Genomic DNA, 18919 nt, shown 5'->3' with positions numbered 1-18919 from the left:
AGCCGCCGCGCCCCGCTCCCCCGTCATCCACCGATCGGGCCGTCGTGCGCCGATCAGCCCACAGCGCCCGCCTGGCGCAGCTTGAAGCGCTGGACCTTGCCGCTCGGCGTCTTGGGCAGGTGCGGCACGAAGTGCACCGCGCGCGGGTAGGCGTGGGCGGCGTACTTCTGCTTCACGAGCTTCTGCAGCTCCGCCTCGACCGCGTCGTCGCCCTCGACACCCTCCCGCAGCACCACGAACGCCTCGAGGACCTCCCCCCGCAGTTCGTCCGGCAGACCCACGACGGCGGCCTCGATCACGTCGGGGTGCATCACGAGCACCGACTCGACGTCGAACGGGCCGATGCGGTAACCGGCCATGATGATCACGTCGTCGTCGCGGGACGAGAAGAAGAAGAAGCCGTTCTCGTCGACCTTGCCGGCGTCGCCAGTCAGGTACCAGCGGCCGTCCTCGCTGAACCGGTCGGCGGTCTTCTCGGGTGCGTCGACGTAGCCGGTGAACCACACGAGCGGGCTCGCGTGCACGTCGATCGCGACGCGTCCGACCTCACCGGGCTCGGCGATCTCGTCGCTGTCCTCGCGCAGCACCGCGCAGCTCCAGCCCGGCAGCGGCTTGCCCATCGAACGCGCCGGGGTGTCCTCGCGCAGCTCGTCCGCCCACGCGTCGACGACGAACATGCCGTGTTCGGTCTGTCCGTACTGGTCGCGCACCACGACACCAAGGGTCTCCTTCGACCACTCGAGGACGTCCGGGGTCAGCGGCTCACCGGCCGAGGAGGCACGACGCAGCCGCACCGGCGGGTGCTCGGCGGTGTCGGCCTTGAGGCTGCGGTAGACCGTCGGGGCCGCCGCGAAGTTGGTCACCCCGAAGGTGTCGAGGATCTGCCAGGTGAGCGCGGGCGAGAAACCGGCGTGCAGCAGGAGGCTGCGCCGACCGGCCGCGAGCGGTCCGAGTAGCGCGTAGTAGAGCCCGTACGCCCATCCCGGATCGGCCGCGTTCCAGAAGACGTCGTCCTTGCGCACGTCGAGGCCGAACTCCAGGTAGGCGTGGAAGGACGCCAGCGCCTTCACCGGGACGGGAACACCCTTGGGAGTGCCGGTCGTGCCGGAGGTGAACAGCTGGACCAGGCGCCCCTCGGCGCCGACGGCGACGGCCTCGCCACGCGGGTCGTCGGCAGACTGCGCGGCGACCAGCTCGCCGAAGTCGCGGGCCCCACGCCCGGACGCGTCGGCGTCTCCCTCACCGGCCACGACGACCTGCCACGGCACCTCGGCGGGAAGATCCGATCCGGCGGCGAGCTTGCCGGCCTGATCACGATCGGCCACGACCACCTTGGTGCCGCTCGCGTCGAGCCGGAAGGCGATCGCCGGCGGGGCGAAGGCGGTGAAGAGCGGCACGTGCACGGCGCCGCGACGCCAGATACCGAGAACCGCGACCACCAGGTCTGCCGACTTGCCCATGAGCGTCGCGACGTGGTCGCCGGGTTCGACACCGAGATCCGCCAGCGCCGCGGCGAAGCGGATCGACCGTTCGCGGAGCTCGCCGTAGGTGAGATCGGTGGAGCTCAGGTCCGCGTCGACGACGGTGAACGCCACCGCGTCGGCGGGATGGTCGTCGCACAGCAGTCGGGCTGCGCAGGCGTCTGCCGTGTCGTACCGCTCGAGCAGTGTCCGCACGCGGCTCGCTGTGTCGCCCATTGTGGTCCTTTCGTCCGTACCGGCCAGGGTGTTCCTGATCTGTGGAGCACACCCGTTCGACGTCTATGATTCGAGTCACACCATGTTCCCCGATACCCCCGGAAAGGGGTGGCGTTCGTGTCGTCCTCCTCGTCGGCGCTGCTGCGTCCCCGTGACGGTGATGCCCTGCGCGGTGAACTCCGCCGCACCGCGGCGCAGGCACAGTTGCCGGTGGTCTTCGCCGGCGAGGTCCAGCAGGGATCGCTGCAGCTCAGCGAATTCTTCGGCACCCGCACCAACAGCCTGGCGGGGGTCGTGGTGCCTCCGCGGGCCGGTCTCGGCGGTCGCGTCCTCGCGGAGTCGCGGGTGGTGACGGTGTCGGACTACGGTCGCTCTGCGTCGATCACGCACCACTTCGACCGTCCCGTTCTGTACGAGGGATTGCGGTCCATCCTCGCCGTGCCGGTACTCGTCGAGGGCAAGGCCCGCGCGGTGTTGTACGGCGCCGCGCGCGAGTGCGCGCCGGTCGGTGATCGGGCGGTGACGGCGTTCGCGCAGGCGGCCGCACGTCTCGCGCACGAGATCGAGGTGCGCGACGAGGTCGATCGGCGACTTGCGATGCTCGAGCGGTCGTCCGGCGACCGCGATCCCGTCGCGACCGCGCAGGTCCGCGAGGTCCACGCCGAGCTGCGGGTGCTCGCGCAGGGCACGACCGATCCGGCGCTGCAGGAGAAGCTCCGCTCGTTGTCCGACCGTCTCGCCGGGGTGCTCGACGGAACGGAACCGGAACCGACGGACGTCGTGCTGTCCCCGCGCGAGACCGACGTGCTGTCCCATGTGGCGCTGGGGTGCAGCAACGCCGAGATCGCCCAGCGCCTGTCGGTCGGTGCCGAGACGGTCAAGAGCTACCTGCGCAGCGCCATGAGCAAGCTCGACGTCCATTCCCGCCACGAGGCCGTCGTCGCCGCGCGAAAATCGGGTCTGCTGCCCTGATATCCGGCCGGTCCCCCATCGGCGGACAGGGTGCGGAAGGGGGCCTGCGGTGGCCGAGACGACCGACTCACCCCAGCTCGTCCGCGTCCTCGGACCGGGTCTGCTCCTGCTGTTCGTCATCGGCGACATCCTGGGCACCGGCATCTACGCTCTCACCGGGGAGGTCGCGAACGAGGTCGGCGGCGTGGTGTGGCTGCCGTTCCTCGTCGCGTTCGCCGTCGCGACGGTGACCGCGTTCAGCTATCTGGAGCTGGTCACGAAGTATCCGCGGGCGGCCGGAGCGGCGCTCTACACGCACAAGGCGTTCGGCGTGCATTTCCTGACCTTCCTGGTGGCCTTCGCCGTGATGTCCTCGGGCATCACCTCTGCCGCCACTGCTGCGCGGGCGTTCGCCGCGAACTTCGCCGAGGCCTTCGGACTCGACCTGGCCGGCACGGCCGGGATCACCGTGATCGCGCTGGTCTTCGTCCTCGTCCTGGCGGTGATCAACTTCCGCGGGGTCGGCGAGAGCGTGAAGACCAACGTGGTGCTCACGATGGTCGAGTTGGGCGGCCTGCTCATCATCGTCGCGATCGGCATGTGGGCGTTGGGTTTCGGCGGCGGGGACTTCTCGCGTGTGGTCGAGATCGATCCCGGCGACCGGTCCGTCTTCTCCGCGGTGGTCGCAGGGACGGCCCTGGCCTTCTTCGCGATGGTGGGGTTCGAGGATTCGGTGAACATGGCCGAGGAGTGCAAGGAGCCCACCCGGATCTTCCCCCGGATGCTGCTGCTCGGCCTGGGTCTCGCCGCGTTGGTGTACGTGCTTGTTTCGATCACCGCGATCGCGCTCGTCGCGCCCGAGGAGCTCGGGGCGGGCGAGACGCCTTTGCTGCGGGTGGTCGAGGTCGGCGCGCCGGCGTTCCCGGTCGGGATCTTCGCCTTCGTCACGATGTTCGCGGTGGCCAACACCGCGCTGATCAACATGCTGATGGCGAGCCGGTTGGTCTACGGCATCGCCCGCGAGGACGTCCTGCCCGCCGTCCTGGGGCGGGTGCACCCCACGCGCCGCACGCCCTATGTCGCGATCGCGTTCACGACGCTGCTCGCGGTCGGTCTCGTCGTCTTCGTCGGCGGGGTGCCCGAACTCGGGGGGACGACGGCGCTGCTCCTGCTGGGGGTGTTCGCGATCGTCAACGTCGCCGCACTGGTCCTGCGCCGGGACCACGTGGAGCACCGGCACTTCCGCGCGCCGACGATCCTCCCGGTGCTCGGGGCGGCCAGTTGCCTGTTCCTCGTCCTGCCGTGGGTCGACCGGCCCGTGACCCAGTACCGGACGGCCGGGGTGCTGCTCGGGATCGGTGTGGTGCTGTGGCTGGTGACGCGACTCGCGGGCCGGCGCGACGGTCGGCCCGCGAGTACGACCTGAGCTCAGGCTCCCTCGTCGTATTCCGGCGGCAGGGCGGCGAACATGTCGCGGGTGACCGCGACCGCGTTGTCGGAGCTGCCGCCGCGCACGACGAGCGTCGCGAACGCCAGATCACCGCGGTAACCGACGAACCACGAGTGCGACCCGCCCTCGACCTCGGCCTCGCCGGTCTTGCCGTAGACGTCGCCCTGGTCCCGGATGCGGTCGGCGGTACCGCTCGTGATCACCAGGCGCATCATCTCGCGCAGACCCTCCACCATCTCCGGCGTCACCGGCGGCGGCGAACCGCTCACAACGGTCTCGCGACCCGCGATGAGATAGGGCACCGGGGTACGGCCGGCGGCGACCGTCGCCGCGGTGAGCGCCATCCCGAACGGGCTCACGACCACCTTGCCCTGACCGAAGCCGTCCTCGGTCCGTTCGACGAGATCCTCCGCGGGCGGAACCGATCCGGTGAAGGTCGGCATCCCGACCACCTCGTAGTCCACACCGATACCGAACTGCGAAGCGGCGACGGTCAGCGCGTCCGGGGCCATCTCGGAGGCGAGCTTGGCGAAGGAGGTGTTGCAGGATCGGGCGAAAGCGGTAGCGAGAGAGACCGTCCCGAGCTCGAACTCGTTGTAGTTCGGCACGCTGCGCTCACCGATCGTGATGCGGCCCGGGCACGGCACCATCGTGTTCGGGGTCGCGCTCCCCTCGGCGATCGCCGCACCCGAGGTGACGATCTTGAACGTCGAGCCCGGCGGGTACTGGCCGGCCAGCGCGACCGGGCCGTCCCGGTCGGCGGCCTTGTTCTGGGCCACCGCCAGCACCGCACCCGTGGACGCCTCGATCACGACCGTCATCGCCTGCTCGGTGCGGGCATCGACGGCCGCCTGGGCCGCGAGCTGGAGGGGACGGTCGAGACTGACCGAGAACGACGGCACCGGTTGCGGCGGCGTCTCGGTGAGCACCCCGGTGTCCACGCCGTACTGGTTCACCACGACGACGCTCCACCCGGCCGTGCCGTCGACCTCGTCGATGACGGTCTTCTTGATCTGACCCACGAGATCCGGCGCGAAGTTGCGATCGGTCGCGACGAGGTCGGCCTGCTCGGTCACCACGACACCGTCGATCCCGGCGAGACGTGGGGCGACGCGCTCGTAGTCGTCCTCGCGCAATCGCATCACCGAGCGCGGCCCGGAGGAGGCCGTCACCGATTCCGCGATCGCCTGCGCCGTGAGCGAGGAATCGAACTCCGACAACGTCGACGCGAGCTGGCGGGCGGCGCCGGCGACGTCGGTGGTCTGCGCGGCGTCGAAGGCGATGCCGTAGACCGTGCCGGGGACGAGGATGTCGCTGCCTGCGTGCTCGTTGACCCGGGCACGCGGCGCCGGGCTGCTGCGGAGCTGCATGGTCTGCCGTTCGCCGAGCTGCGGGTGCAGCGCGGACTTCGCCCACCGCACGATCCAGTCGTTCCCGCTGCGCCCCATGTTGAGCTCACCGGTGTACTGCCATACCCGTTCCTTCGGCAGGTGCCACTCGTAGTTGTAGCCCACGGTCGCGGAGTCGCCGCTGATCCGGGTGGATGTCGTTGTGGCGATGAGGGATTCGGCTTGAAGCCCGTCCAGGACCTCCTGCATCGCGACGGACGCGTCGTCGGGGCGGTCGGTGCGATCCGCCGCCGACGCGACGTCCTGCGCGGCGAACGAGTCGAGAAACGCCTGGGCGGCGGCCTCCGGCCCGGTCGGCCGCGGCGTGCACGCGACGGCCAGGCCGAGGAGCACGACGGCCGCCGACCACACAGCGCCGATCCGGAGTGCGCGTGCGTACGGGGATGCCGGGGTGGAACTTCGAGGTCTCATCGCCCGTCATCGTAGGCAGAGCCGACGGGAAATCAGTCGAGCAGCACCGTGGAGAACGTCGCGACCTGACGGAAACCCGCGCGGGCGTAGGCTCCACGAGCCGGGGCGTTGAAGCTGTTGACGTAGAGGCTGGGCAGGCGACCACTGCGAGCGACCGCGCAGGCCACGGCGGCCGTGCCGATCGTGCCGAGGCCCGAGCCACGATGCGCGGGATCGACCCAGACGCCCTGGATCTGGCCCACCGTGGACGACTGCGAACCCACCTCCGCCTTGAACAAGACCTGTCCGTCCTCGAACCGCGCCCAGGCGCGTCCCGCCGCGATCAGGCTCGCGACGCGGCGCCGGTAACCCGCACCGCCGTCGCCGGTTCGCGGATCGATGCCGACCTCCTCGATGAACATCGAGATCGCGGCGGGCAGATACACATCCAGTTCGTCGGTCCGCACGGGCCGGACCAGCGGGTCGGGGTCCACGAGCGGTTCGCGGTCGAGGACGAGGAGGGGTTGTTCGGCGCGCACCTCGCGGGGAGCGCCCCACGTGGATTCGAGCCGCTCCCACATGGGCAGCGCGTACTCGGCGCGACCGACGATGGACGAACACAACCGCGGCCCGCGACTCGCGCGCTCGGCGAACGCCTGGATGTCGTCCGGACTGCCCAGCAGCGGAATGAGGTTCGCGCCGGAGAAGCACAGCGAGGTCTCGGGGCCTCCGCGGCTCCACATCTCGCCGCCGACGGCACGCCCGTCGAGTCCGTACTCCTCGACGCGGCCGGCCACCATGCACGCGGCCACGGGGTCGCGGGAGAGCACCCGGAGCACCGCGGCGGTGTCACGTCCGCCCAACGACCGGACGCCCAGAAGCTTGAGCACTCGCTCACCACCCGTCGAGAAGCCGATACGAGATCAGAGTGCCATGCCGGACGGCGGCGTGGAAACCTGAGTCCTCGAAAGTGAGAGAACGCCGTCCCGTGCGCCCCACCCGTATCAGCCGACCGACACCACGGGGCCGCCGCCCGAGTCGTTGCCGTCCATCTCGTCGGCGATGCGCATCGCTTCCTCGATGAGGGTCTCGACGATCTGCGCCTCGGGCACGGTCTTGATGACCTTGCCCTTGACGAAGATCTGGCCCTTGCCGTTTCCGGAGGCCACACCGAGGTCCGCCTCACGAGCCTCACCGGGTCCGTTGACGACGCAACCCATCACCGCAACCCGCAGCGGCACCTCCATGCCCTCGAGTCCGGCGGTGACCTCGTTGGCGAGGGAGTAGACGTCCACCTGGGCACGCCCGCAGGACGGGCACGAAACGATCTCGAGTTTGCGGGGACGCAGGTTCAGCGACTGCAGGATCTGCGTGCCGACCTTGATCTCCTCGGCGGGCGGCGCCGACAGGGACACGCGGATGGTGTCGCCGATGCCCTCGCTCAGCAGCGCACCGAAGGCGACGGCCGACTTGATGGTGCCCTGGAAGGCGGGGCCGGCCTCGGTCACACCGAGGTGCAGCGGGTAGTCGCACTGCGCGGCGAGCTGCCGGTAGGCCTCGACCATCACGACGGGGTCGTTGTGCTTGACGGAGATCTTGATGTCGCCGAAGCCGTGTTCCTCGAACAGGCTCGCCTCCCACAGGGCGGACTCGACGAGAGCCTCCGGGGTGGCCTTGCCGTACTTGGCGAGGAGCCGGGGGTCGAGGGAGCCGGCATTGACGCCGATCCGGATGGGGATCCCGGCGTCTCCGGCCGCCTTGGCGACCTCCTTGACGCGACCGTCGAACTCCTTGATGTTGCCGGGATTGACGCGCACGGCCGCGCAGCCGGCGTCGATCGCGGCGAAGATGTACCGCGGCTGGAAGTGGATGTCGGCGATTACCGGGATCTTGCTCTTCTTCGCGATGATCGGGAGTGCGTCGGCGTCCTCCTGACGCGGGCACGCGACACGCACGATGTCGCAGCCGGACGCCGTGAGCTCCGCGATCTGCTGGAGGGTGGCGTTCACGTCGTGCGTCTTCGTGGTGGTCATCGACTGCACGGACACCGGATGATCGCTGCCGACGCCGACATTTCCGACCATGAGCTGGCGGGTCTTGCGTCGGGGTGCGAGGACCGCAGGAATTTCGGGCATGCCCAATCCGACGGGGCTGGTCACAGTTCGCCTTCTTTCGTCGCTACTCGGCAAGTCTACCGGCGCAGATCAGAACAGCTTGATGGGGTTGACGATGTCTGCTGTAAGGGTGAGCACCATGTAGGCGCCACCGATGACCACCGCCACATAGGTCAGCGGCAGCAGTTTCATGTAGTCCACGGGAGGGCCGACCGGCAGTCCACGCAGGCCGCGCAGCCAGTTGCGGGCCTTCTCGTAGATCGCGACGGCCATGTGCCCACCGTCGAGCGGCAGCAGCGGGAGGAGGTTGAACGCACCGAGGAAGAAGTTCAGCTGAGCGAGCAACAACACGAACGACTCCCAGATGCCGCGCTCGGCGAACTGGCCGCCGATGACACTGGCGCCCACGACACTGACCGGGGTGTCGACCGCGCGCTCTCCCCCGGTGACGGCCGTCCACAGGTCGGCGACCTTACTCGGCAGGCTCACGAGGGCGTCGGCCGTGCGGACCGCCAGGTAACCGGTGAAGTCGAAGGTCGCGGGGATCGCCGAGAGCGGCGTGTACTCGATGATGCCCGGCTCTCCCCCGACCCCGATCGCACCGACGGTGCGGGAGACGGGTTCGGCGTCGAGCGACTCGCTCTCGTAGACCCAGCGCTGGACCTGCTGGACCGTGACGGGCACGGTGAGGGTCTCGTCACCACGCTCGACGGTGAACGGTACGGTGCCCGACAGGGGCTGCGTGGCCCGGACGAGGTCGCCGAAGGTCTCGACGGACTGCCCGTCCACGGCGACGATCACGTCGCCCGGTTCGATGCCGGCCTGCTCGGCCGGGCCGGGACCCGAGCAGTCGGTCGGGGTGTAGTCGGGCGGCCCGTCCTGGGTCGGCGCGGCACAGCCGACGGTGCCGACCACCGCACGGTTGTCGGTGTTGGGCAGTCCCGCGCTGGCAGCGAGGCCGTAGATGAGCACGATGCCGAGCAGGAAGTTCATCGCGATGCCACCCGACATCACGACCAGACGCTTCCACGTCTTCTGCTTGTACATCGCGCGCTCGACCTCGTCGGGCGCGAGTTCGTCCAGGGCCGTCATACCCGCGATGTCGCAGAACCCGCCGGCCGGAACCGCTTTGAGACCGTATTCGGTCTCCCCGCGGCGGAACGCGAACACACGGGGACCGAACCCGATGTAATAGCGCCGGACCTTCATGCCCAGCTTCTGCGCCGTCCACATGTGGCCGGCCTCGTGCAGGGCGATGGAGACGGCGATGCCGAGGGCGAACACCACCACGCCCAGTACGAACATCATGAGTGGCCGATCCTCCTATACGAGTGTGCGCGCCCGGTCGCGGGCCCAGCCGTCGGCGGCGAGCACGTCGTCCACGGTACTGGGTTCGGCGGACCACTCGTGTGCGTCGTTCAGCACGGCCTCGACGGTCTGCACGATCCGCGGGAACGACAGCGTCCCCGCGAGGAAGGCCTCGGCGGCGACCTCGTTGGCCGCGTTGTAGACGGCGGTGAGGCATCCGCCGCCCACGCCCGCTTGGCGCGCGAGCCGCACGGCGGGGAAGACGTCGTCGTCGAGGGGTTCGAACTCCCAGGTGGACGCGGTCGAGAAGTCGAGTGCCGGGGCGGCGTGCGGGACGCGGTGCGGCCAGCCGAGGGCCAGCGCGATCGGCAGCTTCATCGACGGCGGCGATGCCTGGGCAAGGGTCGATCCGTCGACGAAGGTGACCATCGAGTGCACGATCGACTGCGGGTGCACCGTCACGTCGATCCGGTCGTAGTCCACACCGAAGAGCAGGTGGGTCTCGATGAGTTCGAGTCCCTTGTTGACGAGGGTCGCCGAGTTGAGGGTGTTCATCGGCCCCATCGACCAGGTGGGGTGGGCGCCGGCCTGTTCGGGCGTCACCGATTCGAGGCGATCGGCGGTCCAGCCGCGGAACGGACCGCCCGAGGCGGTGAGCACGAGACGCGCCACCTCGCCGCCGGTGCCGCCGCGCAGGCACTGCGCGAGCGCGGAGTGCTCCGAGTCGACGGGCACGATCTGGCTCGGCGCCGCCGCCTTCGTCACGAGCGAGCCGCCCGCGACCAGCGATTCCTTGTTCGCCAACGCGAGTCGTGCACCGGTGTCGAGCGCCGCGAGGGTTGGTTCGAGACCGAGGGAACCGACCAGGGCGTTGAGCACGACGTCGGCCTCGACTTCGCGTACGAGTTCGGTGACGGCGGTCGGGCCGCTCCGGACCGGCAGGTCGAGACGTGCGGCAGCGTCAGGCTCGGCCACGGCGACCTCGCGGACGCCGGTCGCGCGGATCTGTTCGGCGAGTAGGTCCGTCTTGCCTCCGCCCGCGGCGAGACCGACGACTTCGAAGTCGTCGGGATTGGCGGCGATCACGTCGAGTGCCTGGGTACCGATGGAACCGGTACTGCCCAGCAGGAGCACCCGGGTGCGGGAAGAAGATCGAGTCTCGGCCACGCGAGCATTGTTCCCCACGCACCTGAACGGTTCCTGAACCGCCCGGCTTCCACCCGTCCGAACGCACCGCACGCATGCCCCGCTTCGTACGACGCGGGGTCGTATGTCACGATAAGCAGCAACAGCAGCATCTGGTGAGCAGGAGGAAACCGTGGCCGGTACCGAGTTGCAGTCCACTCGTGGTGATGTGGCGGCGGAAGTGCCGTCCGCCGAGTGGGGTTGGAGCGGGGAAGCCCCCAGGTTCTTCCGCGTCATGGCCCTGATCGTGGCGGTGTTCCTGCTGCTGATGCTGATCGGCAACCACGAAGGCCACGTGGAGAGCCTGTACCTGATCGGCTCGGCGGCCCTGCTCGTGTTCATCGTCGCGCGCGACGCGGTGCGCCGGCGCCGGTTGCGCTAGGTCCATCGACGAAAGGCCCGTCCGGAATTCTCCGGACGGGCCTTTCGTGTCTGTCGGGGGTCGGCTCAGCTCGGCTGCCACATCTGTCGGCTCAGCCCTCGGCAGCGAGCTGACCGCAGGCCGCGGCGATCTCCTGACCGCGGGTGTCGCGCACGGTGCACGACACGCCCTGGGCCTGCACGCGCCGCACGAACTCACGTTCGACGTCCTTCGGGCTGGCGTCCCACTCACTACCCGGGGTGGGGTTGAGCGGGATGAGGTTCACGTGCACGAGCGACCCGAGAGCCTTGTGGAGCTTCTTGCCGAGCATGTCGGCGCGCCACGGCTGGTCGTTGACGTCGCGGATGAGGGCGTACTCGATCGAGACGCGCCGGCCGGTCTTGTCGGCGTAGTACCGCGCCGCCTCGAGGACCTCGGCGACCGACCACCTGTTGTTGACGGGGACGAGGGTGTCGCGCAGTTCGTCGTCCGGGGTGTGCAGCGACACCGCGAGGGTGACGCTGAGTCCTTCGTCGGCGAGGCGGCGGATGGCCGGTGCGAGTCCCACGGTGGAGACGGTGACCGAACGCTGCGACAGACCGAGGCCTTCGGGAGCGGGTGAGGTGATGCGCCGCACCGCCGCGACCACGCGCTTGTAGTTCGCGAGCGGCTCGCCCATGCCCATGAACACGACGTTCGACAGCCGTCCCGGTCCGCCGGCGACGTCACCGTCGCGCAGGGCAGCGGCAGCCGCGCGCACCTGGTCGACGATCTCGGCCGTCGACAGGTTGCGGTCGAGACCGCCCTGGCCGGTCGCACAGAACGGGCATGCCATGCCGCATCCGGCCTGGCTGGAGATGCACAGCGTGGCGCGGTCGGGATAGCGCATGAGGACGCTCTCGAGCAGGGTGCCGTCGTGGGCGCGCCACAGGGTCTTGCGAGTCTCGCCTCCGTCGCACGCGATGTGCCGGACCGCGCTGAGCAGGGGCGGGAACAACGCCTCCCCCACCTTGTCGCGGACGGCGGCGGGCAGATCGGTCATCTTCACCGGATCCGCCTCGAGCCGCCCGTAGTACTGGCGGGCGAGCTGGTCGGCGCGAAAGGCCGGAAGCCCCAGTTCGCGCACCGCATCACGACGCTGATCTGCGTCGAGGTCGGCAAGATGGCGTGGCGGAAGACCACGCTTGGGTGCATCGAAGACCAGGGGCAGGGAAGAAGCCATAATCACCTATTGTCCCATGATCCGGGACGGATGGGTCCGGGCGTCGCTGTGATACTCGCCCCCATTCCTGTGCCGGTGGCACCGCTCGGTCTCCCTCACGCCGAGTCACCCGGGCGCGGAGGGGGAATACGGGAGCATGGACATCATGACCGGTCTCGTCGCTCCCGAAGTCGCACGCTCGTGGTTGCTCGTTCCGGGCCGCTCCCCCGATCTCTTCGACGCCGCCGCCGGCTCGCCCGCCGATGCGGTGGTGCTCGACCTCGAGGATGCCGTGCCCGCCGCGGCCAAACCCGCCGCTCGCGACGGCATCGTGGCGTGGCTGCGCGAGGGCGGGAAGGCCTGGGTGCGGGTCAACGACGCCACCACGTCGTTCTGGGCCGACGATCTCGCCGCGCTCGCCGGCCTATCGGGCCTGCAGGGCGTCATGCTCGCGAAGGCGGAGAGCGGTCACCAGGTCGAGGCCACCGCCGACCTGCTGCCGGAGGGCACGCGCATCCTCGTGTTGATCGAGTCGGCGATGGGTCTCGAGGCGGCTCCCGAGATCGCCCGCGCGGAGGGAACCTTCCGCCTGGTCTTCGGCAGCGGCGACTTCCGGCGCGACACCGGCATGAGCGACAGCCCGATGGCGATGGCGTACGCGCGATCGCGGTTGGTCATCACGAGCCGCGCCGCGCGCCTGCCGGGACCCATCGACGGACCCACACTCAGCGACGATCCCGAGGTCCTCGAACGTGAGGCCGAGCTGACGCGCTCGATGGGGATGACCGGCAAGTTGTGCATGACCGGCGAACGCGCGTCGTACGCGAACGTGGCTCTGAGCCCGAACAGCACGGACGTGGACTGGGCGGAAGGCATCATCGACAAGCTCGGTGAGGACGGGCGCAACGTCCGCGACGGCAGCGACCTGCCGAACCTCGCGAAGGCGAAGAAGATCACCGAGCTGGCGCGGATGTTCGGTATCGGCCGGTAGCGCTGACCGGTCTCAGCTCAGTTCCAGGCCACCGATGGGTCTGCGGCGCACGTGCAGCCGGTAGCGGACGGTGAGCGTCGTGCCGGGTGTCTCCCGGATCGCCCGGGTCGCGACGCGGGGTGCGAACTCGATGCCGAGCACCCGCTCGAGGGTCGCGCGGTCCGGGAACTCCCACAGCGTGTCGATGCGGCGCAGATCGAATCCCTGCGCCTCGAAGAACGCCTCGACCGCGGCCGGGTCGTAGTGCGGGAGGTCGTCGCGCATCCAGTCGCCGTAGGGATGGGCGGTGGCGTCGAGGTCGACGACGGCGAGCGCCCCGCCGGGACGCAGCACCCGCATGGCCTCGAGGATTCCGGCGCCGCACCCGGGGCCGAAGAAGTAGGCGGTGCGGGCGTGGACGAGATCGACCGAGGCGTCAGGCAGCGGCATGTCCGCGGCGGAGCCTTCCGTCACGGTGACCGACGGAAGACCTTTCACGCGGGTGCGGGCCGCGGCGACCAGCGGCGGGTGCGGCTCGATTCCGGTCACCGTGCGTGCGTCGGCCGCGAACATCGGAAGGTGGAAACCCGAACCGCACCCGACGTCGACGACGTGGCGGCCGATCCAGTCCGCGGCCTCCCGCAGCGCCGCGTACACGGCGCCGCGGGGGTCCTGCGCGCGGTTCTCCTCCTCGTACACCTCGGGCCAGTGCCAGATGTTGGGGCTGGCGATCACACCATTTCCCGACTTCGGCGCACGAAGCTTCGACGGACGCACCATCGGCCGACTACACGAAGGCCGTGAGGATCAGCCAGGTGACGAAGGCCGACGGCAGGATCGAGTCGAGCCGGTCCATGATGCCGCCGTGACCGGGCAGCAAGGTGCCCATGTCCTTGATACCGAGGTCGCGTTTGACCTGCGACTCGATCAGATCTCCGGCCGTCGCCGTGAACACGAGCACCGCACCGAGGATCACACCGACCCACCACGGGCCGTCGAGCAGAAGCATGACCGTGAGGACGCCGACGGCGACGCACGCCACGAGCGACCCGCCGAACCCCTCCCAGGACTTCTTCGGGCTGATCGCCGGCACCATCGGGTGCTTACCGAAGAGCACGCCCGCTGCGTAGCCACCGATGTCCGACGCCACGCACACGAGCATCAGGCAGAACACGCGCTGCGCGCCCTGATCCTCGAGGACCATGAGGGTCGCGAACGACGCCAGCAGCGGCAACCAGGCGGCGACGAAGACCGCGACAGCGGTATCGCGCAGGTAGTTGCGTGGCTGCGCGACGAGACCGTGGTCGAACAGGCGCCACAGCATCGTCACGACGACCGTGCCCGCGAACGCGCCGAGCACACCCGTTGTGCCGTACGGCCACCCGAGCCAGATCATCGCCTGACCACCGGCCAGCAGCGGCAGTCTGGGGACGAGCACGTCGGCTTCACGCAGACGCTTGGTGACCTCCCAGGTCGCGATGCCGATGGCGATCGCGACGACGGCGAGCCACGCCTTCGGGGCGAACAGCAGGATCCCGATGACGAGCGCACCCAGACCCCCGCCGACCGCGAAGGCGGCCGGCAGGTCGCGTCCCGCCCGTGAGGGTTTCTTCACCGGCTCCGACGCAGGGTCGGGGGCCGGTGCCGGGTCTGCAGGGGTGGCACCGGAGTCGGCTCCGGCACCGAATGGAAGCTGCGGGTCGGAGGACCCGTCGGCTCGACCCACTGTCAGACCTCCATCAGTTCGGCTTCCTTGTGCTTGATCAACTCGTCGATCTGACCGACGTACTTGGCGGTCGTCTTGTCGAGTTCCTTCTCGGCGCGGTTCACATCGTCCTCGCCGGCCTCGCCGTCCTTCTGGATGCGGCCGAGTTCCTCCATCGCCTTGCGGCGGACGTTGCGCACGGCGACCTTGGCGTCCTCGCCCTTGGCCTTTGCCTGCTTGACGAGTTCGCGGCGACGCTCCTCGGTGAGCTGCGGGACCGAGATGCGGATGATGTTGCCGTCGTTGGTGGGATTGACACCGAGATCGGAGTTGCGGATCGCGGTCTCGATCGCGTTCAGCTGCGAGGCCTCGTACGGCTTGACGATGACCATGCGCGCCTCGGGAACATTGATGCTGGCGATCTGCGTGATCGGCGTGGGAGCCCCGTAGTAGTCGACGACGATGCGGTTGAACATGCCCGGGTTCGCGCGACCGGTCCGGATGCCACCCAGATCGTCCCGGGCCACCGTGACGGCCTTCTCCATCTTCTCTTCTGCTTCGAAGAGGGCTTCATCGATCACGGCAGTTCCTCCATGTTCCGTTGTCCGTTCATGACCGTACGAGTGTTCCGATCTTCTCACCGGCGATGGCTCGGGCGATATTGCCCTTGGTCAGCAGATTGAAGACCATGATCGGCATGGCGTTGTCCATGCACAGGCTGAAGGCGGTCGCGTCGGCGACCTTGAGGCCCTGCTCGATGACCTCGCGATGGGTGATCTCCTCGAACAGCACCGCATCCGGGTTCGTGCGGGGGTCGTCGGAGTAGACGCCGTCCACGGCCTTCGCCATGAGGACGACCTCGGCGCCGATCTCGAGGGCGCGCTGCGCGGCGGTGGTGTCGGTGGAGAAGTACGGCATGCCCATGCCGGCACCGAAGATGACCACACGCCCCTTCTCGAGGTGGCGGCGCGCACGCAGCGGCAGGTAGGGCTCGGCGACCTGCCCCATCGTGATGGCGGTCTGCACGCGGGTGTCGATGCCTTCCTTCTCCAGGAAGTCCTGCAGCGCAAGGGAGTTCATGACCGTGCCGAGCATGCCCATGTAATCGGACCGCGCGCGTTCGAGACCGCGCTGCTGGAGTTCGGCGCCGCGGAAGAAGTTGCCGCCACCGATCACGACGGCGACCTCGGCGCCACCGCGCACGACCTCCGCGATCTGCTGGGCCACCGTCGTCACCACGTCCGGGTCGAGTCCGACCTTGCCGCCGCCGAACATCTCGCCGCCGAGCTTGAGCAGTACCCGGCGGAATCCGGGCCGATCGTGGGCGTGGTCGGACATGACTCTCCTCTGGTTGCGCATGAATCGGCCCTTATCATCCTGCCTCATCCGCTCGAGGGAACCGAGATCGGGCGGATAGACACGCCACACCTGTCACCGCGCAGCACGCGCGAGCGCCTCCGTGCCCCGAGGCGGCGTGGCCCGACACACCTCGACCCCGCCGGTAGCAGCACCGACGGGGTCGTGGAGTGGAAGAACTAGCTGGCGCCGACCTCGAAACGCACGAAGCGGACGACGTTCGCGCCGGCCTCGTCGAGGATCGCCTTGACGGTCTTCTTCGAGTCCGTCACGGACGCCTGCTCGAGCAGGACGACATCCTTGAAGTAGCCGTTGACGCGGCCTTCGACGATCTTCGGCAGAGCCTGCTCCGGCTTGCCCTCGGCCTTGGCGGTCTCCTCGGCGATACGACGCTCGTTGGCGACGATGTCCTCGGGAACCTCGTCACGGGTGACGTACTTGGCCTTCAGAGCGGCGATCTGCATGGCGGCAGCGCGAGCGGCCTCTGCAGCAGCGTCGCCCTCACCGGTGTACTCGACGAGCACGCCGACGGACGGCGGCAGGTCGGAAGCACGCTTGTGCAGGTAGACGGCGGTCTGACCGTCGAAAGCGGCAACGCGACGCAGCTCGAGCTTCTCGCCGATCTTCGCGGACAGCTCCTGGACGAGGGCGTCGACGGTCTTGCCGTCGGCCTCGACGGCCTTGAGTGCCTCGACGTCGTTCGCGCGGGCCTGTGCGGCAGCGGTGACGACCTTGTCGGCGAGAGCCTGGAACTCGTCGTTCTTGGCGACGAAGTCGGTCTCGGAGTTCAGCTCGACGAGAACGCCGTCCTTGGCGACGACGAGGCCCTCGGCCGTGGAGCGCTCGGCGCGCTTGCCCACGTCCTTGGCACCCTTGATGCGCAGCTGCTCGACGGCCTTGTCGAAGTCGCCGTCGTTGTCGGCGAGAGCGTTCTTGCAGTCCAGCATTCCGGAGCCGGTGAGCTCACGGAGACGCTTGACGTCGGCGGCGGTGTAGTTCGCCATGGAAGCGAGCCTCCTGTGTCTGTGGTGGAAAAGTCTCTGGGGGCGGCCCTATCGCGCGGATGAGCTCGGGCCGCGATGCGACGGCCCCGACCAGGATCTCTCGATCGGAAGGTCGGGGCCGGGCAACGAATCAGGCCTCGGGGGCCGCGTCTGCTGCGGGGGCTGCGTCCGCTGCGGGCGCCTCGGCGTCGGCGGCGGGGGTGGCCTGCGCGAGCAGCTCCTGCTCCCACTCGGCGAGAGGCTCGGCGCCGGCCTCGGGCTTGGCCTCGGCGTCGCTGCTCTTGCCGGCGCGGGCCTGCAGGCCCTCGGCGACGGCGGAAGCGACGACCTTGGTCAGCAGCGCTGCGGAACGGATCGCGTCGTCGTTGCCCGGGATCGGGTAGTCGACGAGGTCCGGATCGCAGTTGGTGTCGAGGATGGCGATGACCGGGATGTTCAGCTTGCGGGCCTCACCGACGGCGATGTGCTCCTTGTTGGTGTCGACGACCCAGATCGCCGACGGAACCTTCGCCATGTCGCGGATGCCGCCGAGGGTGCGCTCCAGCTTGTTCTTCTCACGCGTGAGCATGAGGATTTCCTTCTTGGTGCGTCCCTCGAAGCCGCCGGTCTGCTCCATCGACTCGAGCTCCTTCAGGCGCTGCAGGCGCTTGTGAACGGTCGAGAAGTTGGTGAGCATGCCGCCGAGCCAGCGCTGGTTCACGTAGGGCATGCCCACGCGGGTAGCCTCTTCGGCGATGGATTCCTGAGCCTGCTTCTTGGTGCCGACGAACAGCACGGTTCCACCGTGAGCGACGGTCTCCTTGACGAACTCGTACGCCTTGTCGATGTACGTCAGGGTCTGCTGCAGGTCGATGATGTAGATGCCGTTGCGGTCGGTGAAGATGAACCGCTTCATCTTCGGGTTCCAGCGACGGGTCTGGTGTCCGAAGTGGGCGCCGCTGTCGAGCAGCTGCCGCATAGTCACAACAGGCATGCCTGTTTCTCTCTTTCGTGTCGGTTTCCGCGGTGGATCTTCCGATCCCCGCCCTGGCGCCCACATGCCCGTCGAACCCTTGCGGGACCGGCCGACGGCCATTGCCGATGCGGCCCGGAGAAACGGGTCGGCATCGATGCGCGGACGCGCGAAGTCGATCTGCGTATACAGACCGCCCGACAAGTGTACGCGGAGCAGGCGCGGATCCCTAACCGGGAGTCACCGAACCTGTGGACGGATCCGGAGTTGTCCACAGATCGCGTCGCCCCCCTGGTGCGCAGCGACTCCGATTCACGAGGCTGGCGGGCATGCTCCTCACCGCTCCCCTCCGGTCGCTCGCCGTCGTGATCGCCGTGGTCGTCGTGCTCACCGCTGCGCCGGGACCCGGATCGGCCGACGCCGGACGGTTCGTGTGGCCGCTCGATCCCCGGCCGGTCGTGAGCCGGCAGTTCGACCCGCCCGAGCAGAACTGGCTCCCCGGTCACCGCGGTGTCGACCTCGACGCACACGTGGGGCAGACCGTCGTGGCCGCCGGTGACGGCGTCGTCGCGTTCGCCGGTGTCGTGGCCGGGAAGCCTGTGGTCTCCGTCGATCACGAGGGCGGGCTGCGCACCACCTACGAGCCGGTGGAGGCGGCGGTCGCCGCGGGTCGCCGGGTGACGAGGGGCGATCCCATCGGCACCGTCGTCGCCGGTCACGATGGCTGCGCCTCCCCCGCATGCCTGCACTGGGGACTCCGACGCGGCCGCGACGACTATCTCGACCCGCTGCCCCTCGTCGAGCGCCCGGTGATCCGCCTGCTGCCGGTATGAGACGTCCCGGGGCCCGTGCGCCTCGCCTGGCGC

18 protein-coding genes are annotated in these 18919 nt (G+C 69.1%); 5 read left to right on the top strand and 13 right to left on the bottom strand.

All coding sequences use genetic code 11. The features are described 5' to 3' along the window. Window positions 1–53: 53 nt before the first annotated feature. Entirely contained in the window at window positions 54–1697 is a 1644-nt protein-coding gene (locus RBB84_RS05390; RefSeq protein WP_019289131.1) for an AMP-binding protein, read from the bottom strand. Window positions 1698–1805: 108 nt separating this feature from the next. On the opposite strand from RBB84_RS05390, the gene RBB84_RS05385 reads away from it, so the two are divergent. Together RBB84_RS05385 and RBB84_RS05380 are read left to right on the top strand one after the other, a co-directional pair. Further along, entirely contained in the window at window positions 1806–2669 is an 864-nt protein-coding gene (locus tag RBB84_RS05385) for a LuxR C-terminal-related transcriptional regulator (protein WP_006554249.1), read from the top strand. A gap of 49 nt (window positions 2670–2718) precedes the next feature. Then, window positions 2719–4074, top strand: a complete 1356-nt coding sequence (locus RBB84_RS05380) for an APC family permease (RefSeq protein WP_019289129.1) — start codon at window positions 2719–2721, stop codon at window positions 4072–4074. A 2-nt stretch (window positions 4075–4076) separates the two neighbouring features. On the opposite strand, the gene RBB84_RS05375 is transcribed toward RBB84_RS05380, so the two are convergent. The 5 genes from RBB84_RS05375 to dxr all read right to left on the bottom strand — a co-directional run bounded on the left by RBB84_RS05375 (window position 4077) and on the right by dxr (window position 10486). Beyond that, complete coding sequence (locus RBB84_RS05375) at window positions 4077–5918, bottom strand: penicillin-binding transpeptidase domain-containing protein (RefSeq protein ID WP_197481833.1); 1842 nt, start codon at window positions 5916–5918, stop codon at window positions 4077–4079. A 32-nt stretch (window positions 5919–5950) separates the two neighbouring features. Further along, complete coding sequence (locus RBB84_RS05370; protein WP_064256251.1) at window positions 5951–6787, bottom strand: GNAT family N-acetyltransferase; 837 nt, start codon at window positions 6785–6787, stop codon at window positions 5951–5953. 114 nt (window positions 6788–6901) lie between these two features. Continuing rightward, complete coding sequence (ispG, locus tag RBB84_RS05365) at window positions 6902–8056, bottom strand: flavodoxin-dependent (E)-4-hydroxy-3-methylbut-2-enyl-diphosphate synthase (protein WP_024100645.1); 1155 nt, start codon at window positions 8054–8056, stop codon at window positions 6902–6904. 45 nt (window positions 8057–8101) lie between these two features. Beyond that, window positions 8102–9319 (bottom strand): M50 family metallopeptidase, encoded by a 1218-nt coding sequence (locus RBB84_RS05360; protein WP_064256252.1) that lies wholly within the window; start codon window positions 9317–9319, stop codon window positions 8102–8104. Window positions 9320–9334: 15 nt separating this feature from the next. Further along, a complete protein-coding gene (gene dxr / locus RBB84_RS05355) occupies window positions 9335–10486 on the bottom strand; it encodes a 1-deoxy-D-xylulose-5-phosphate reductoisomerase (protein WP_064256253.1) in 1152 nt (383 codons plus the stop codon). A gap of 151 nt (window positions 10487–10637) precedes the next feature. Here dxr and RBB84_RS05350 point away from each other — a divergent pair, with 151 nt between their 5' ends. Further along, complete coding sequence (locus RBB84_RS05350) at window positions 10638–10886, top strand: DUF2631 domain-containing protein (protein WP_024100642.1); 249 nt, start codon at window positions 10638–10640, stop codon at window positions 10884–10886. A gap of 91 nt (window positions 10887–10977) precedes the next feature. Here RBB84_RS05350 and rlmN read toward each other — a convergent pair whose 3' ends face one another. After that, a complete protein-coding gene (gene rlmN / locus RBB84_RS05345; protein ID WP_024100641.1) occupies window positions 10978–12087 on the bottom strand; it encodes a 23S rRNA (adenine(2503)-C(2))-methyltransferase RlmN in 1110 nt (369 codons plus the stop codon). 136 nt (window positions 12088–12223) lie between these two features. On the opposite strand from rlmN, the gene RBB84_RS05340 reads away from it, so the two are divergent. After that, window positions 12224–13057, top strand: a complete 834-nt coding sequence (locus tag RBB84_RS05340) for a CoA ester lyase (RefSeq protein WP_064256254.1) — start codon at window positions 12224–12226, stop codon at window positions 13055–13057. A gap of 12 nt (window positions 13058–13069) precedes the next feature. Here RBB84_RS05340 and RBB84_RS05335 read toward each other — a convergent pair whose 3' ends face one another. The 6 genes from RBB84_RS05335 to rpsB form a co-directional block, all read right to left on the bottom strand. After that, window positions 13070–13816: a class I SAM-dependent methyltransferase gene (locus tag RBB84_RS05335; RefSeq protein ID WP_064256255.1), complete on the bottom strand. Its 747-nt coding sequence runs from the start codon at window positions 13814–13816 to the stop codon at window positions 13070–13072. Between the two features lie 7 nt (window positions 13817–13823). Beyond that, window positions 13824–14762, bottom strand: coding sequence for a phosphatidate cytidylyltransferase (locus tag RBB84_RS05330; protein WP_064256256.1), 939 nt, complete (start codon window positions 14760–14762; stop codon window positions 13824–13826). A gap of 2 nt (window positions 14763–14764) precedes the next feature. Then, window positions 14765–15322, bottom strand: a complete 558-nt coding sequence (gene frr / locus RBB84_RS05325; RefSeq protein WP_024100638.1) for a ribosome recycling factor — start codon at window positions 15320–15322, stop codon at window positions 14765–14767. A 28-nt stretch (window positions 15323–15350) separates the two neighbouring features. Next, entirely contained in the window at window positions 15351–16079 is a 729-nt protein-coding gene (gene pyrH, locus RBB84_RS05320; protein ID WP_006550976.1) for a UMP kinase, read from the bottom strand. A 197-nt stretch (window positions 16080–16276) separates the two neighbouring features. Then, window positions 16277–17101: a translation elongation factor Ts gene (tsf, locus tag RBB84_RS05315; protein ID WP_006550975.1), complete on the bottom strand. Its 825-nt coding sequence runs from the start codon at window positions 17099–17101 to the stop codon at window positions 16277–16279. 130 nt (window positions 17102–17231) lie between these two features. Further along, window positions 17232–18074: a 30S ribosomal protein S2 gene (rpsB, locus tag RBB84_RS05310; RefSeq protein WP_060650992.1), complete on the bottom strand. Its 843-nt coding sequence runs from the start codon at window positions 18072–18074 to the stop codon at window positions 17232–17234. 308 nt (window positions 18075–18382) lie between these two features. On the opposite strand from rpsB, the gene RBB84_RS05305 reads away from it, so the two are divergent. Continuing rightward, window positions 18383–18886 carry a M23 family metallopeptidase gene (locus tag RBB84_RS05305; protein ID WP_024100636.1) on the top strand — a complete coding sequence of 168 codons (504 nt, stop codon included), beginning with the start codon at window positions 18383–18385 and terminating at the stop codon, window positions 18884–18886. The last annotated feature ends 33 nt before the right edge of the window (window positions 18887–18919 follow it).

Source organism: Rhodococcus sp. D-6 (assembly GCF_040256695.1).
GTDB lineage: Bacteria > Actinomycetota > Actinomycetes > Mycobacteriales > Mycobacteriaceae > Rhodococcus > Rhodococcus pyridinivorans.
Note: the sequence above shows the minus strand (reverse complement) of the source record. Positions and strands in the feature narration are given on the sequence as shown.

Coding starts and splice junctions, on each gene's coding strand:
- RBB84_RS05340 (WP_064256254.1), top strand. CDS start 12,224: ATGGACATCATGACCGGTCTCGTCGCTCCCGAAGTCGCACGCTCGTGG.
- rlmN (WP_024100641.1), bottom strand. CDS start 12,087: ATGGCTTCTTCCCTGCCCCTGGTCTTCGATGCACCCAAGCGTGGTCTT.
- RBB84_RS05305 (WP_024100636.1), top strand. CDS start 18,383: ATGCTCCTCACCGCTCCCCTCCGGTCGCTCGCCGTCGTGATCGCCGTG.
- RBB84_RS05335 (WP_064256255.1), bottom strand. CDS start 13,816: ATGGTGCGTCCGTCGAAGCTTCGTGCGCCGAAGTCGGGAAATGGTGTG.
- tsf (WP_006550975.1), bottom strand. CDS start 17,101: ATGGCGAACTACACCGCCGCCGACGTCAAGCGTCTCCGTGAGCTCACC.
- RBB84_RS05360 (WP_064256252.1), bottom strand. CDS start 9,319: ATGATGTTCGTACTGGGCGTGGTGGTGTTCGCCCTCGGCATCGCCGTC.
- RBB84_RS05375 (WP_197481833.1), bottom strand. CDS start 5,918: ATGAGACCTCGAAGTTCCACCCCGGCATCCCCGTACGCACGCGCACTC.
- RBB84_RS05390 (WP_019289131.1), bottom strand. CDS start 1,697: ATGGGCGACACAGCGAGCCGCGTGCGGACACTGCTCGAGCGGTACGAC.
- rpsB (WP_060650992.1), bottom strand. CDS start 18,074: ATGCCTGTTGTGACTATGCGGCAGCTGCTCGACAGCGGCGCCCACTTC.
- pyrH (WP_006550976.1), bottom strand. CDS start 16,079: ATGTCCGACCACGCCCACGATCGGCCCGGATTCCGCCGGGTACTGCTC.